Raw genomic sequence first — 14,852 nt, 5'->3', positions numbered from 1 at the left:
CTAAGGCGGCTTCGAGAAAAAGCGAAGGACCCTGTTGACATTGCGAAGGACCCTGCGCATACTGGGGTTGTTATCAACTAGCGAAGGACCCTTCGCGACCACGAAAGGAGTGTCGTATGACTGACGACACCACAGCGAACGAGGCCGCAACAGACCTCGACGACACCGAGAGCCAGGCGGGTCCCACCAACCTCGCGGGACGCCTGCTCTATCTCACCGTCCTGATGCGGATGACCGACGCCCGGCTACGCCGCGGCCACGGCCGGCGCGCGGGCATTCTGGAAGGCCAGGGCCGCGTGCTGCGACTCCTAAACCTTCACTCACCGATCACGCAGAAGGAACTCGGGTACCTACTCGGCATCCGGTCGCAGTCGCTCGGTGAGCTCCTCACCAAACTCGAGGACGCCGACCAGGTCAAGCGCTCCCCCAACCCGCAGGACAAGCGCACCACGATCGTCGAGATCACCGATTCCGGGCGCGACGCAGTCAGCAATCAGGCCGAAATCTTCGACGAAGACACAACGTTCGGGCTCGAATCCGCCGAACTCGATACCCTCATCGGACTGCTAGACAAGCTCATCGGCAATATCGAGGGTTCCGTCCCCGGTGGCGTCGATCGGCGCCTGCAGAAGATGCGCGCTATGTGGTTCGGCGATGGGGCGGATCCAGAAGACTTCCGCTGGTTCGGCGGTCCCGGCGGTCCCGGCGGACGCCCCGGCCGCGGCGGACGAGGCGGCCATGGTCGTCCCGGATTCGACCGCGGCGAATTCCGCGGCGACGCCCGCGGGCACCGTCCGGGCAAGCGCCGGCACCGCTTAACGGAGGGATTCTGATGGCGCGCGAACTCGCGGTCGAGGCGACCGGACTGGTGAAGGTCTTCGGGGACAACCGAGCCGTTGACGGCGTCGACCTCCAGGTCGAAGCAGGAGCAGTGTATGGCGTGCTCGGCCCGAATGGAGCGGGCAAGACGACCACTATCTCCATGCTGGCGAGCCTGCTACGACCCGACGGCGGTAGTGCCCGAATCTTCGGTCACGACGTCGAGCGAGAGCCGCACGTCGTGCGCCAGCTGATCGGCGTCACCGGCCAGTACGCCTCGGTGGACGAGACGCTCTCGGCCACCGAGAACCTCATGATCTTCTCGCGCCTGCTGGGACTGAGCCGCGCCGAAGCGAAACGGAAGAGCGCGGAGCTGTTGGAAAGGTTCGGGCTGACGGATGCCGCCAAGCGCCCCCTCAAGCAGTTCTCCGGCGGCATGCGCCGCCGCCTCGACCTCGCCGCGTCCCTCATCGCTCAGCCGCCCTTGATCTTCCTGGACGAGCCCACCACCGGCCTGGACCCGCGCACGCGCGGACAGATGTGGGACACCATCCGCGACCTGGTCAAGACCGGCTCGACGGTGTTGCTCACCACGCAGTACCTCGATGAGGCCGACCAGCTTGCGGATCGCATCGCCGTCATCGACCACGGCAAGGTAGTAGCCGAGGGAACCTCGGACGAACTCAAGACGAGCATCGGCACGGCATCACTCGTCCTGTCCATCACCGATCGCGCGCGCATCGGTGAGGCGGCGAGCGTTGTCGATCAGGCGCTCGGGGTGCATTCCGCACTCACGCCAGAGGCGGGCCGTATCACCGCGCCAATGACCGACCCGAACCTCGTCACCGACCTGCTGATGAAACTGCGCGATGCCGGCCTCTCGCTGACCGAGCTCAGCGTGCAGAAGCCCACGCTGGATGAGGTATTCCTCGCCCTGACCGGCAACGATTCCGCAACCGCAGACGCAGATGAGGCAGCGAATGATCAAGCACGCCTGCAAGGAGCATCACGTTGACCACGACCACCATCACCCCGCCCGCTGAGCGTCACCTGCGCCAGCACCCCTCGCTCGGCCAGACCGTGCGCAACTCGCTCACGATGGCGGGACGCGGACTCATCAAGGTCCGCCGCACGCCGGAACAGCTCTTCGATGTGGTGTTCCAGCCCATCATCTTCACGGTGATGTTCGCCTACATCTTCGGGGGGGCAATCGCCGGCGACGTCTCGAGTTACCTGCCCTATCTCATACCGGGAATCCTCGTCCAGACCGTGATCACCACCTCCGTGGTGACCGGCACGCAACTTCGCGAGGACATGGACAAGGGCGTGTTCGACAGGTTTCGGTCGCTTCCCATCGCGCGCATCTCGCCGCTCGCGGGCGCACTTCTCGCGGACACCCTGCGCTACGCCATTGCGACGACCCTCACCTTCCTGATCGGCTTCATCATCGGCTACCGGCCCGCAGGCGGGTTCGGAATGGTGGTACTCGCTACGCTTCTGGTGATCTTCGCCTCGTGGGCGGTGAGCTGGATCTTCGCCTTCTTCGGCGTCATCGCGCGGACCGCGTCCAGCGTGCAGGGCATCTCCATGCTCATCCTGTTCCCGCTCACGTTCCTGTCCAATGCGTATGTGGCGGTCGAGACGCTGCCCTCCGCACTGAGATGGTTCGCAACCGTAAACCCGGTTTCGCACCTCGTCACGGCGGTGCGGGAGATGGCGAACAACGGTGTGATCGGCGGCGATGTCATCGCCACGATCATCGGGGCGATCGTCATCGTGGCGATCTTCGCGCCACTCACGGTGCGGGCGTACATGCGCAAGGCGTAAGCGCCTCAAGGACGATTCCGCAGCCGGGTGGTCGGGCCTTCTGGGCCCGGCCACCCATTCGCGCATCGGACCCGGTCCTCCACGTGCGACTCGGCGCGCACTCCATGTATGTTGCCGCGCCCCTAGACAAGCCCGCGCCTGCGGCTCGGCCGCTGGCTGAGCGGCGGCTGATGGGACGAGGAGTGGAGGCGGATCGCGGGTCAGGCGTTGAGGTTCTCGGCCGCCCACCGGCCCAGTTGGCTCAGAACGGGAATCAGTTTCTCCCCCGCGGTCGTGAGCGAGTATTCGACGGACAGTGGCGGTCCGGGATCGACCTGGCGGTGAACGAGTCCGGCGTCGGTCAACTCGGCGAGTCGATCCGACAGCACCGCATCGCTGATGCCCGGCACGGAACGGCGGGCGGCGGAGAAACTGAGGGAGCCCCCGCTCAGGGCGTCCAAGAGCATCCCGTTCCACCTTTTTCCGAGCACCGAGAAGGCAAGCGCGACCGCTTCGTCACATTTCGGTCTCACGGATTCGGGATGGTCCACCCTCAGATTCTACCCCGTGCTAACCTTTTCGTTGTTGCTAATAATTTCTTAGCGACTATGAATAGCAAAGGAGAGCACATCGTGACCCTATTCCGCCTCGACGCGAGCATCACCCCCGCCACGTCAGCGACGCGCGCACTTGGAGACCTCGTCCAAGCCGAGTGGACCACAGCGCACCCCGGCTCCGAAGTCCTGCGGCGCGACCTCGCCGCCGATCCCGTCACCACAGAAACGTGGCAGAACGCGGTGACCGCCGGATTCGTTCCCGCCGAGAACCGCACGCAGGCCCAGCGGGATGCGCAAGAATTCGCCACCTCCCTCGCGGAGGAACTCATCGGCGCGGACGCATTGCTGCTGAGCGTCCCGCTGTACAACTTCGGCGTGTCGCAGCACTTCAAGACGTGGTTCGATGTCGCCTACACCGACCCTCGCATCGGGCCCGGGGCCGTGTCGGCGATCCAGGGAAAGCCCGCCGTGCTCGTCACGGCACTGGGCGGCAACTACAGCCCTGGCACGCCCCGAGAAGGCTGGGACCACTCGACGCCGTGGCTTCGGCGCGTGCTCGAGGACGTCTGGGGTCTCGACCTGCACATCGTCCAGCGTCCCTTCACTCTCGTCGGCGTGAACCCTGCGCTCGACCAGTTCAAGGAGCAGGGGGCGCAATTGCGCGCTCGCGCCGAGGACGAGGCTCGCAGCGCCGGACGGAGAATCGCTGCCGCGAGGCAGACCGCGGTCGCCTGAGCCTTCGGAGGGATGGCGGCCCTGGGCATAGCGCGCACCCCCATCCCGCCACATCGGCGTTCCAACACATCGCCATCCCGCCATGCCGGTATGCTGTCGCGCTGGCAATCGCTGAGGCGGGCCCGTGCCGCCAGCACGGGCCCGCCTCAGACCTCGGCCATCACAGCGGCCGCTTGAGCCCCACGTGTTTCGTCTCGTAGCCGAGCCGCGTGTAGAACTCACGCGCTCGCTCGCGTGCCTCGTCCGTCGTGACCTGAGCGAGCATCGCCCCGCGCGCCCGGCCGTATTCGTGCGCCCATTCGAGCATCGCCGTCCCCAGCCCGCGGGAGCGCTCGTCCGCTGCCACCCGAAGCCCTTCGATCTGCAACCGGGTGGCGCCGCCCCGCGAGAGGCCGGGGATGACGGTCAACTGCATGGTGCCCACGATGCGATTGTCGTCATCACGTGCGACCGCGAGATGCTGCGATCGATCAAGGGTCAGCACGTCGAACGCGGCCTCGTACCGCGCGATCTCCGCGGCCTCGCGGGCGCCGCCGATCTCATCGTCCGACAGCAGCGCGACGATCTCCGGGATATCGGCCCTGGCCGCACGATGCAGTTGGTACGCGCGATCCGGCGTGCGCAGGACGCTGCGGACCGAAAGCCGCGCGGCCTCCTTCAATCGCGCGACGAGCAGGTCCAGCCAGGCGCCGACGTGCCTGCGAGCCTCGGCGGTATCGGGATACCGGCAGCGTAGGTGCAGCCCCGAATCGTCCAGAATGAACCACAGCATCACGCCGTCGGTGCGGATAGAGGCGCTGACGTACTGCGCCTCGAGCCCAGCCGAATCGACGCGGACGGGGAGCCGGCGCAGGTCAAGCCAGGAGATCGCGAACATCCCCGGCGCCTCGGGCATGCCACCCCATTGGCTCAGCACGTCGTTCAGCGGCCAGGAGCCCATGCGGATGGCTTCCTTGACGGCCGCCGCGCCGGCCCGCGGATCAGTATCGGACGATTCCAAGACGGAGTTGGTGATGAACCATCCGACTGAATCGTGCCAGGTGGCGTCGTATCGGCTGTGCACCGGGAACACGGCGCGGAGCGCGGAGCCGGCGAGTTCCTGCGTCACGGCCGTCATGGCCGAGACCGCGAGCGCCAGCGTGGAGACGCCATCCTGGCGCGCTTGCGCCGAGAATGCGACGCTGTCGTCCACGTCGAACACGTCGCGCACCTCTACCCGTTCCGGCTGCGGCGCGGCGGGTCCCAGTGGCAGCGGGAACCGGGGCATGACTCCCCCGCTGGCGGTGAGAACCTCGTCCCAGCGGCGGCGGATCTCATCTGGCGCAGCCGGTCGGTCGAGTAGCGCCTGAGTATGAGCGGCGAACGCCGGTGCGGGCGGTAGCGACGGCGACGATCCATTGCGGCTCGCGCCTAGCGCCGCGAGGAAATCCCGCATGATCACCAGCAGCGACCACATGTCGAGGTGCGAGTGGTCGGCCGCGACGATGAGGGTCGGCCCTGCCGCGGTCTCCAGGACGCACAGCCGGTGCGAGGGGCGGGAGTAGGGCGAGCACGCGCGATCCAGTACCTCGCGCAGGGCGTCGTTGACCGCCTGACCGGGCGCGACCGCGTGCTCGACCCACTCCCCTTCCGACACGTCGATTTCCCGCAGTTGCGGCACACCATCCGCCCCGGGTAGAAACTCCGACCGGAGGGTGCCGTGGCGACTCACGACGGCCAGCCACGCCGCAGCCAGCGCCTCGCGCGAAATGGGATCGGGTAGGCGGAACGACAGCGCCATCCACGATCCTTCCCGGTCCCCCGCTCCCACGTGACGCCGTTGATCGAACGATACGGGGAGCGAGCGGCCCGGTTCGGAGACGACCACGTCGTATCCGAAGAGTCGCCCGAAGGGAAGTCGCAGGTGCGCGACATTTGTGAGACGCATGGCGATACCCTATTCGCCATACCCGTGTATTCACGACAAAAGGAGCGAACATGTCGGTGTTCCGCGTGCCAGGGGCCGAACTCGCCGTCGAATTCAGCGACGAGGGCGGCCATCCCGTCGTCCAGTTGCACGGTTTGACGTCGAGCCGGGCGCGGGATCGGCAGTTGTCGCTCGACCTTGGACGAGGCCTCAGCGGGACGCGCCTGCTGCGCTACGACGCTCGCGGACATGGGCACTCCACCGGCCGGCAGGTTCCCGAGGACTACCGGTGGCCTGCGCTCGCCGATGACCTGCTTCGGCTCCTCGATCACTGGTTTCCCGGCGAGAAGGTCCACGGCGTAGGGCCGTCGATGGGCGCGGGCACGCTGCTGCACGCTGCGGTGCGCGAGCCTGGGCGGTTCAACGGGTTGACGTTGCTGGTACCGGCGACGGCCTGGGAAACCCGGCCGGCGATCGCTGAGAAGTACCGGCGCTCCGCGGAGTTGATTGAGGACGAGGGCTTCGCCGCGTTTGCCGAGGCCGACCAGGAGGCGCACGTGCCACCCGCAACCGCGGGACGCCCCCACACGTTGCCGGACGTGGCTGAGGAGATTCTCCCGTCACTGTTTCGCGGTGCGGCGCTCAGCGACCTTCCCTCGCCCTCGGACATCGCGCGCCTCGAGGTGCCCACAACGATCCTGGCGTGGACCGGCGATCCGGCTCACCCGCTGTCGACCGCCGAGCGGCTCGCGGAGTTGATGCGCAATTCGACGCTAGCGATCGCCAGAACGCCCGCGGACGTCGAGCTCTGGCCGGGAGTGCTGCGCGACGACGTCGCGAGGCACGGGTCAGCGGAGGCATCCGGAGTGCTGTAATTCCACGCTGCGGTTCTGCGGATGATCCCGCACACCCCCATTTCGCTTCACGACGGTCACAAACCGCGGAATACCGAGGAAATGCCCACTCAAGCCGGAGGACAGGGCGTCCGATATACCACTTATCTGGTCTGATGCAAGCGGTAGGAAGACAACGTCGTCTGAGGAGCGCTCATGGGAATCTTTTCTCGTACGAAGCAATTCAGCCTCGAATCCGAGGTCGTGAATGGGATCAACGCCGTCGTGCCACGACCGGAACACGCGCACGCGCTGGGAGAACGGCACCACTTCCCGCTCGGGCGTTCGGCAGGCGGGGAGGTCATCTGGGACGCTCAGGCACGGCCCAACCTCTTCGCCGTCGGCGCAGCGCGGCTCGGACGCAGCACGCTGGCGCGCACGCTGGCGGCTCACGGGTACGAACACGCCGACGCATGGGAGATCCGCGTCGTCCACAGTGCCCTCGCTGCCGACAGCGCCGATCGCACCACGGACTATGAGGCGGAGTACCAGGCTCGCGTTCAGACGTACAAGGACAACCAGGGGTTCATTCGCGTACTGGATGGTCTGCGGGCGATCATTTCGGAACGTCACGCCCAACTCGCGACGCCGGGTGCTCCGCCGCTGTTTCCGATTCTGGTGATCTGCGATGACCTGGAACTGTTCATCCACCCGGACTTCAGCGTCCAGGGGCAGGAGAGCCAGATGATCGCGGAACTGCTGTACCAGTTAGTACCGCGGGCGAACGCGGCCCACATCCACTTCGCCGTTCTCAACAAGGGCGGGTCCCTTGACAGGATCATTGGAACGCAGTTGGCCGCCACGTTCATGCCCATCACGCTGGCTCAGACGGGCGAGAAGGACTCGCAAACACTGTTCGGCAGTTACATCGCGTCCCGCATTCCCACGCGCAACTACTTCCGCGACCGCGACAAGACACTGCCGCCGCTGATCGGGCGAGGGGTAACACTTGATGGTTCCGGGGAGCCGGTCGAGACGCAGTTCTACAACACCGTCGTGGCGGACACGTGGGCTTAATCGAGGGCGCTTGCACGGCGAAGCGCTCGTCCTAGGCCACTCACGGCAGAGCGTACGATGGAAAAGGAGCTGACTACGGTTCCCCAATGATGGGAGACCGGATGTCCGGCACCGCTCAATCTTCCCCCGATGTGCTCGCCACGGCCTCTGACAAAGTGGCGGTGAGCGGCGACCTGCTCAGCCTCGGCCTGCTGGCCACCTCCTCGATGGAGAACGAGCGACGACTCCCGATTCACCCCCACCATCTGGACCGAATAGATCCGGACGTGCTCGCCCGGATGATCGTCGAGCGTGGATACGGCGCCGACTTCCAATTGGAGCCGGGTTACGTCGAGTCGCGAGTTGGCAGGGTCACCGAACGCGCAGACGTGATCGAATCCGCCGACGTACTGCTGCTGCCGAAGCCGCAAGCAGCCGATGTCGCTGCGATGCCCGCTGGCCGCGTGCTTTGGGGCTGGCACCACTGCGTGCAGGATGCCGGGATGACGCAGACGGCGATTGACCGCAGGCTCACTCTGATCGCCTTCGAGGCCATGAATCACTGGACCCGCCGCGGTGATTTCAGCCTTCACGTGTTCCACAAGAACAACGCGGTGTCGCGGCCGTAGGCTCGCCGATCCACGCAGCCCACATCACACAGCTCAACACGGACGAGGGCGCGACTCACCTCAGCGAGGTTTCCACTCCTGATGGCGACGTTCTGCTCCCGGCCTTCCTGGCATCGCACGACATCATCGTCAATTGCACGCTTCAGGATGTCTCGTCCCCCCTGACCTACCTGCGCACAGAGGATCTCGCCGACTTCGCGCCAGGCAGTCTGATCATGGACGTGTCGTGCGACGTGGCCATGGGATTCGAGTGGGCGAGGCCGACCACCTTCGACCGGCCGATGTTCGCGGTCGGCCACGGCATTGACTACTACGCCGTCGATCACAGCCCGTCCTACCTGTGGAACTCGGCCACCTGGGAGATCAGCGAGGCGATCCTACCGTTCCTGCGAACAGTCGCACGGGGCCCGGCTGCATGGGCTACCGACCTGACCGTCTCCCGCGCGATCGAAATCCGCGATGGCGTGATCCAGAACCCGAGCATTCTCGGATTTCAGGGTCGCGACCCCGCCTACCCACACGCCCGGATTGCCTGACGTCTACATCCACTTGCTGCGCTTGAAGATCACGTACAGCAGCACACCCAGACCGACCATCAACCCGATCGCCATCGGATAGCCGAACGTCCAGTGCAGTTCCGGCATGTCATCGAAGTTCATCCCGTAGATCGCACCGATCAGAGTCGGCGCGAAGAGGATGGCCGCCCAGCCGGAGATCTTCTTCATATCCTCGTTCTGCCGCTGGGCCACGAGCGTCGCGTTGACGTTCAGGATCTGCGCCAGGGCGACACGCAGATCGGATATCTGCGTGGCCGCGCGCCTGAGGTGATCAGCCAGGTCATCGAGGTAGGAGCGCAACTCGTCCGGGATGTCGTATTTGACGAATCCTCCTCGCAGTCCATCGAGCACCTCTGTCAGAGATGAGATGGCCTGCTGCATGTCGATGACTTCCTGACTCAGCCGGTAGATGCGTTCTGCGACCGCCGCGTCGCCACTGAAGACCTGCCTCTCGATCTGTTCCTTGTCGATGGAGACCCCTCGCAGGACCGGGGCGTACCCGTCGACGATCGCATCGAGGAGCCGGTAGACGACCGCTTCGGGTCCCAGTCGCAGAAGGGTCTCATTAGTGAGCAGCGCGCCTTCCTGACCCTTGAGAGTCGCGGAATCCTGCTCATGAAATCTGGCTCCATTCGTGCCGTCGATCCAGCGTTCGTCCTGACACAGCACGGCCACGGCGTTCGGCCGCACGAGGACGTGGAACTCCGCGAAGTCCACTTCCTCGGTTTCATCGATGTATCTGGCCGAGCGTGCCACGAGGAACAGGGCATCGCCATAGCGTTCGAGCTTCGGCCGCTGGCGTGCATTCACCAGGTCTTCGAGGAGCAGCGGGTGCAACTTCCAAGCGGTCGCCAGTTCCGCGATCTCGTCGGGGGTAGGCGCCAGGTACAGGAACAGTGCCATTCCGTCCGGCTGCTCCTGCGCGAAGGCCGTCGCGTCGGCGATCGAGATATCCTCCGGCACCCGGGAAGGCTGTCCGTCGATGACGAATCGTGCGATCACTCCTGGTGTCGCAGGAGATACCGCGCTGGAGCCCTGACTCGGGAGGCGGCTGGTTCGGCCGGCGCGTCCCTCGTTCGGCCGTAGTTTGCGCATCATGGATCCCCTCGTCCTATCGGTCTTCAACTCCGCCGATACCGGCATGGAGCTCCGGTCGCAGGCGTTGACAGTCTCCGGACCGACGATACCTTCCGCGCACTGCCCCTAATGCGGCGCTGAAGCGAGTGCCGCCACTCGTCACTGCGAATGCTCTGACCGGCACACGAGATTCTTCCTCGCGACCGCAAGCGAACGGCATCTCGACCGCGATCCCAGTGCTTCCGAACTCGTCGGACCCCCACCCAGAACTATGGGACGATGCCATTCGCACGGCAGTGGGGACCCCTGACAAGGATTCGATCATCATCGCGCACAGCCTCGGCTGCCTGGCGGTTCTGCGCTATTTGCGTTCATTGACCGATCCCTGGCGGTTGGGCACCCTGGTGCTGGTTTCCGGCTTCATGGAACCTCTGCCCGCGCTTCCAGAACTGGACGCCTACATCGGCAAAGGCTGCGATGTGACCTGCCTCGAAGGTCGCGTCGGTCGCACCACTGCCATCTTGTCCGACAATGAGCCGTATGTGCCGCCGACTCACACCGAGCGTCTGGCCGATCTCGTCGGCGCCTCGCTGCAGGTGATCCACGGGGCAGGTCACTTCCTGGCCGACGACGGCGTGACTGCACTGCCCGAGGTTAGTGAATCGATCTTGGCGTAACCCCGTAGATGTCCCAGTACCCGCTCACGGAGCAGATCCGCCATTGAGATTTCGAAGGATGCAGGGCTGATCTCGTAAGTTGCTGGCCAATCACTCCAACCGATCAGCGCCTCTCTTTACCACGCTCGACTTCAGCTGCATTCGCCCGAAGCCGGGCACGGTCGCATCGATGTCGTGGTCACCGACGCCGTCGGTGATGAGCCGAATGCCTTTCACCTTCGTGCCGACCTTCACAGTGCCACCACCCGCGCCCTTTACTTTGAGGTCCTTGACGATCGTTACGGTATCGCCGTCCGCGAGTATGTTTCCGACGGCGTCCCTGACCGCGAGTGCGTCGGCCTCCTCGTCGGCGGAGTCGGCTTCCCACTCATGACCGCACATCGGGCACACCAGCAAGCCACCTTGTTCGTATGCATAGTCCTCGCCGCAGGCCGGGCATGGAGGCAATTGATCTGACATAGATCGGAATTTAGCACGCACCGCAGCACCGTCACGGTCTGTGTCGTTCCAGACTGAAAAGCGAATTTGACGCCATGGATCTTGAGTAGACTGCCAACCACGTCGCGGGTACGGTGGATTACCGATAGGAGCGAACTGCGAAGGGATGGTCGTCATCGACGCACACTGGACCCATCGCCTCAAGATGAAACTCCTTGGCAAAGACCTTCCGATACACGAGTATTCGCACCTTTGGCACATGGGTGACTACGCAGAACTTTCGGAAGAGTTCGTGCGGCACGCGGTGGCAACGGCGATGGCGGCCCCATGCCGTCTTTGCAACTACACGGTCTACGTATCATCCCCGCGACCAGTCTCCTATTGGGCGGCCTTCTGCCAGAGCGTTCCATAGCTCGGCTCATGCGAGGTCGGGACGCAACAGGCACGTTGACTCTGCTGTCGGACGAGCAAAGAGAGCACGTCGCTTCGCGCATACTCGAGTTTGACGCCGTAGATCTATATGAAGAGACCATCGACGGCCGCCCAATGGTATCGATCTACGATCATGACAGTTTCGAACTTCTGCTGAGTGAGGCCCAAGCGAATGAGTTGAGGGCAAAGTTCCCAGTCGACTTCGCCAAGCTCTCAACGTCAACGCGGGGCCTGCGGCGTTATCGGGTTTTCTAGCCAAAACGACATGAAACGCAAGCGAACGCTATCATCCCCTGCGCCTACGTCAGACATTCTGCCTACGCGAGGGGTATACATGACGGCTCGCAGTTACGCAGTGATAAGGTCCCCCGCCGCTTCATACCTGGGATTCAAGGGTGACGCCAAGCCCTCATGCGGCAGTGCGATACCTCACGCCAAATCCTCGAAAATATCCTCACCCGGTCGCCAAACCATCCATTCGTGATCAGGAAACCCGGTCAGGTCGGCGATCTCCACGTCGACCTCTTCAGTTTTGGGATGAAGGATGATCACACCGGTGTCAAGGGTGATGCGGATGCCTGAACCCGCCTGTTCAGACGTGGAGACGACAGTGCCAGGCGTCATCTTGCGTAAGGCATCTGCGTACCCGAGATCGACTTCTTGCCAGATGGTCCCGTCGTAGATGACCTTCGGCCATACGTAGCAGTTAAGCGTTACCGGACCATCACCGGTCGGCGGGCCATCGAACCGAAACTGTACGTAGTCAGTGACCACGAACTCCACCGAGTACATCCGATCTCCGACGAGCCGCGATAGCAGTTCGTTCGGCACGTACGCGTCAGCTGTGCTCATGCGATCACCTCAAGCGAGGTCGCATCATTGTGGTCGGTTTCAATAATCTCTCGAGGATCATGCAATGCCTCTGAGGTGAGCCGGATCTCAGACCGGGGGCTGGGTCGGTCGACAGCGCGAGCCGTCGACGTTCGTGCGAAACGCGGGAGCCCTCCTGCCAGTCCGATCTCTCTGATCACGGTGTCCTCCTCGACTCCGATCAGTGTCCAATAACTTCCAGTAACTGCCCCATCCAGTAGGTTCTTACTGGACGCAAATCGTTGAAATACCAACGCACTAGGCGTTAATCCGGAACTCCACCGAGTTCGGCTACAGACCAACCTCTGAGAGCCAGGCCGGTATCGGGGTCCGACGGGCGATCCGCCTCAATAGTGGTATCGGGCCTGCAGGATGACGAGGTCGTCGTCCACAACGAGGTAGACCAGCCGATGCTCGTCGGTGATGCGCCGCGACCATGCACCCTGCGCTCCGTACTTCAGCTGCTCAGGTTTGCCGATACCCGCGAACGGCTCGCGGAGACAGGCGTCGATGAGGGTGTTGATGCGCTTCAGGACCTTCCGATCGGCGGTCTGCCAATGCGTGTAGTCCTCCCACGCTGACGCGTCCCAGACCAGTCGCACTCAGGCTCCTTCGCCTGCCCGATCGAGGTCATGCACTTCGGTCTTGCCGACGCGTGCACGATCGTAGGCATCGAGGAGTCGGCGGGCATTCGCCGGCGACCGGAACAGGTATGCGGTCTCCTGCCACGCGGCGTACTCCTCGGCCGATATTAGGACGGCGTTCCCCTTGCGGGACACGATCTCGACGGCATCTCGGTCCGCGTTCACTCGTTCGATGAGAGGGAACAGGGTCCTGCGTGCCTCGCTAGCGCTGACGGACATGATGAGCCCTTTCGTTCGGACCGATGGTACCTGTTCATGGTACCAGTCAATGCTGCGCATCCGAGCACCGAGTGGCACCACGGGCCAGGCGGCAGGGCCGACGAAGACAGTCAGGCGGCGTTGCTCTCCACCCAGTCGCAAAGATGCTTCAACGGCACCGCAGCTCCGGCGCTCAGCTCGGTGAGCTCGTACGCGACACGCACGGAAACTCATGGCGAGGAGCTGATCGCGGGACTTCGCGTCCCTTATCAGAGCCTCCCAGAGAGGGCTGATCAGAAGGAGGTTCTAGACGTTGAACCGGAACTCCACCACGTCGCCACGGTTAGAAACAATTTCGCGATCGTTGGATACCGCAACCAAGGGTCCGCGCTACCAGCCGACACCGTGCACGGTTCTGGACAGGCCCTCGCCTCGGCCGCTTGACGTGGACACGAGACGGTGCCGCTAGCGATATATGGCAATCGGATCAAGAATCAGTGCTGGCCCCTTGACGACAGATTCCTCAGGGTCAACTGCGACACCCAACGCCTTAGCCGGTTCCACATAGTTGGCAACTACGTCCTTGAGCGTGTTTATTTCCAACGGCGTAGGGACAACATCCTTGGTCAGCCGCAGGATCGGATACTCTTCCCCTGAGGCAATGACACGCGTCACCTGCGCAACCATCCCAAAGTCGCCACCCAGTTGCCCCAATCTGCCAATCAGCCACTTGGGCGAGATAGTCAAGATCACCTGCGGACCGACGTCACCCCGCGGAACGGCCAACAGCGGAACTTCTTCGTCGTCATCAACGTCGATGCCCATGGTTGCCTTTACCATTCGGGCAGATTGCTTGGTTTCCTTTAGTTGATCCCCTCTTTGCGCAAACGGACTGTCCTGCTTTGCCGCCTGATCTGCAAACCAAAGGAACAAGCGAAGCACCGTCTGAAGTGACCCCAACGACAGCTCAGCCCGGAGCTCAACCGTGTCCCCAGACTCAACGCCGTCCAGTGCATCGTATCCCCATCCAGAGAACACTCCAAGACTCTTCTCTCGCTGGAGATAATCGAACCATGCCTCATATACAGAGAATCGTGTTCGAGTGCGAACCATCTCCTCTTCAATCTCAGAAGAGGACTTCTTTCCCGCCGCCGCAGAGAGCCCCACAACGGGGAGCGGAACCTTTATGTCTCCACTGAATCCGCCCTCGCGAGCGGTGGTCGTTCTCGAAACGATTTCGTCAACTTTTCCCGACTCGAGCGCGGAAAGCGAGTTAATCACCGCTTCATCATTAAGGTAGAAGAAGCCCTTGTGCGCACGCTTCGAGGGTTTTTTATAGACTGCCATATTCGAATTCCTAACAACTAGTCACAGTCGTGAATCGCCCAGTATGGCCACCGCTCGGCACTCAATGCAAACACAAAACCCCTATACATTAAACCTAAATTCGACCGCATTCCGGCACATACCAACCTGTGGTTGCGTGTCTGGCTGGCATCGCCTCGGCCCCCACCTCGCCCCTTCCGGAGACGCAGAAGGTGGGGCAGCGGGGGCACGCGACCCGATCTCGCGTCCGCCTCTGTCGGCAGCCCCTGATAGGACATAATGACAGGTGACT

Annotated in this window: 15 protein-coding genes and 1 pseudogene; 8 read left to right on the top strand and 8 right to left on the bottom strand. The window is 63.5% G+C overall.

Annotated elements, in window-relative coordinates:
- Nucleotides 1-116: 116 nt before the first annotated feature.
- Genes FB461_RS02405 through FB461_RS02395 form a run of 3 tightly spaced genes read left to right on the top strand, consistent with a single transcriptional unit; the run spans nucleotide 117 to nucleotide 2,646 of the window.
- Nucleotides 117-833, top strand: a complete 717-nt coding sequence (locus tag FB461_RS02405; protein ID WP_142118624.1) for a MarR family winged helix-turn-helix transcriptional regulator — start codon at nucleotides 117-119, stop codon at nucleotides 831-833.
- On the top strand, nucleotides 833-1,834 hold the full coding sequence (locus FB461_RS02400) for an ATP-binding cassette domain-containing protein (protein ID WP_142118622.1): 1,002 nt from the start codon (nucleotides 833-835) through the stop codon (nucleotides 1,832-1,834). The genes FB461_RS02405 and FB461_RS02400 overlap by 1 nt, the downstream gene beginning before the upstream one ends.
- Nucleotides 1,831-2,646 carry an ABC transporter permease gene (locus FB461_RS02395; RefSeq protein ID WP_142118620.1) on the top strand — a complete coding sequence of 272 codons (816 nt, stop codon included), beginning with the start codon at nucleotides 1,831-1,833 and terminating at the stop codon, nucleotides 2,644-2,646. Before FB461_RS02400 ends, FB461_RS02395 begins: the two co-directional genes overlap by 4 nt.
- A gap of 200 nt (nucleotides 2,647-2,846) precedes the next feature.
- On the opposite strand, the gene FB461_RS02390 is transcribed toward FB461_RS02395, so the two are convergent.
- Nucleotides 2,847-3,116: a winged helix-turn-helix transcriptional regulator gene (locus tag FB461_RS02390; protein ID WP_281282071.1), complete on the bottom strand. Its 270-nt coding sequence runs from the start codon at nucleotides 3,114-3,116 to the stop codon at nucleotides 2,847-2,849.
- A gap of 141 nt (nucleotides 3,117-3,257) precedes the next feature.
- On the opposite strand from FB461_RS02390, the gene FB461_RS02385 reads away from it, so the two are divergent.
- Nucleotides 3,258-3,917, top strand: a complete 660-nt coding sequence (locus FB461_RS02385; RefSeq protein ID WP_142118616.1) for an FMN-dependent NADH-azoreductase — start codon at nucleotides 3,258-3,260, stop codon at nucleotides 3,915-3,917.
- Nucleotides 3,918-4,077: 160 nt separating this feature from the next.
- Here the strand turns inward: FB461_RS02385 and FB461_RS02380 are convergent, their stop codons facing one another.
- Entirely contained in the window at nucleotides 4,078-5,844 is a 1,767-nt protein-coding gene (locus tag FB461_RS02380; RefSeq protein WP_142118614.1) for a GNAT family N-acetyltransferase, read from the bottom strand.
- Nucleotides 5,845-5,894: 50 nt separating this feature from the next.
- On the opposite strand from FB461_RS02380, the gene FB461_RS02375 reads away from it, so the two are divergent.
- The 3 genes and pseudogenes from FB461_RS02375 (at nucleotide 5,895) to FB461_RS02365 (ending at nucleotide 8,877) form a co-directional block, all read left to right on the top strand.
- Nucleotides 5,895-6,698, top strand: coding sequence for an alpha/beta fold hydrolase (locus FB461_RS02375; RefSeq protein WP_142118612.1), 804 nt, complete (start codon nucleotides 5,895-5,897; stop codon nucleotides 6,696-6,698).
- Nucleotides 6,699-6,872: 174 nt separating this feature from the next.
- Nucleotides 6,873-7,733 carry a hypothetical protein gene (locus tag FB461_RS02370; protein WP_142118610.1) on the top strand — a complete coding sequence of 287 codons (861 nt, stop codon included), beginning with the start codon at nucleotides 6,873-6,875 and terminating at the stop codon, nucleotides 7,731-7,733.
- A gap of 101 nt (nucleotides 7,734-7,834) precedes the next feature.
- A pseudogene (locus FB461_RS02365) lies at nucleotides 7,835-8,877 on the top strand (Rossmann-fold NAD(P)-binding domain-containing protein).
- A gap of 3 nt (nucleotides 8,878-8,880) precedes the next feature.
- On the opposite strand, the gene FB461_RS02360 reads toward FB461_RS02365, so the two are convergent.
- Nucleotides 8,881-9,900, bottom strand: coding sequence for a magnesium and cobalt transport protein CorA (locus FB461_RS02360; RefSeq protein ID WP_342776102.1), 1,020 nt, complete (start codon nucleotides 9,898-9,900; stop codon nucleotides 8,881-8,883).
- Between the two features lie 221 nt (nucleotides 9,901-10,121).
- Here FB461_RS02360 and FB461_RS02355 point away from each other — a divergent pair, with 221 nt between their 5' ends.
- Nucleotides 10,122-10,652, top strand: a complete 531-nt coding sequence (locus FB461_RS02355) for an alpha/beta hydrolase (protein ID WP_170222571.1) — start codon at nucleotides 10,122-10,124, stop codon at nucleotides 10,650-10,652.
- A 90-nt stretch (nucleotides 10,653-10,742) separates the two neighbouring features.
- Here the strand turns inward: FB461_RS02355 and FB461_RS02350 are convergent, their stop codons facing one another.
- From FB461_RS02350 to FB461_RS02330, 5 genes are all read right to left on the bottom strand, one after another.
- Nucleotides 10,743-11,111 carry a zinc ribbon domain-containing protein YjdM gene (locus tag FB461_RS02350; RefSeq protein ID WP_142118606.1) on the bottom strand — a complete coding sequence of 123 codons (369 nt, stop codon included), beginning with the start codon at nucleotides 11,109-11,111 and terminating at the stop codon, nucleotides 10,743-10,745.
- Nucleotides 11,112-11,951: 840 nt separating this feature from the next.
- Nucleotides 11,952-12,374: a hypothetical protein gene (locus tag FB461_RS02345; RefSeq protein ID WP_142118603.1), complete on the bottom strand. Its 423-nt coding sequence runs from the start codon at nucleotides 12,372-12,374 to the stop codon at nucleotides 11,952-11,954.
- A gap of 365 nt (nucleotides 12,375-12,739) precedes the next feature.
- Nucleotides 12,740-12,994, bottom strand: a complete 255-nt coding sequence (locus FB461_RS02340; protein ID WP_142118601.1) for a Txe/YoeB family addiction module toxin — start codon at nucleotides 12,992-12,994, stop codon at nucleotides 12,740-12,742.
- Complete coding sequence (locus tag FB461_RS02335) at nucleotides 12,995-13,255, bottom strand: type II toxin-antitoxin system Phd/YefM family antitoxin (RefSeq protein WP_142118599.1); 261 nt, start codon at nucleotides 13,253-13,255, stop codon at nucleotides 12,995-12,997.
- A gap of 444 nt (nucleotides 13,256-13,699) precedes the next feature.
- A complete protein-coding gene (locus FB461_RS02330; RefSeq protein WP_142118596.1) occupies nucleotides 13,700-14,581 on the bottom strand; it encodes a DUF6414 family protein in 882 nt (293 codons plus the stop codon).
- Nucleotides 14,582-14,852: the final 271 nt, after the last annotated feature.

It is taken from the genome of Rarobacter faecitabidus, from assembly GCF_006716265.1.
Classification (GTDB): Bacteria; Actinomycetota; Actinomycetes; order Actinomycetales; family Cellulomonadaceae; genus Rarobacter; species Rarobacter faecitabidus.
The sequence above is the reverse complement of the archived record's forward strand: the minus strand, read 5'-3'. Positions and strand labels throughout refer to the sequence as shown.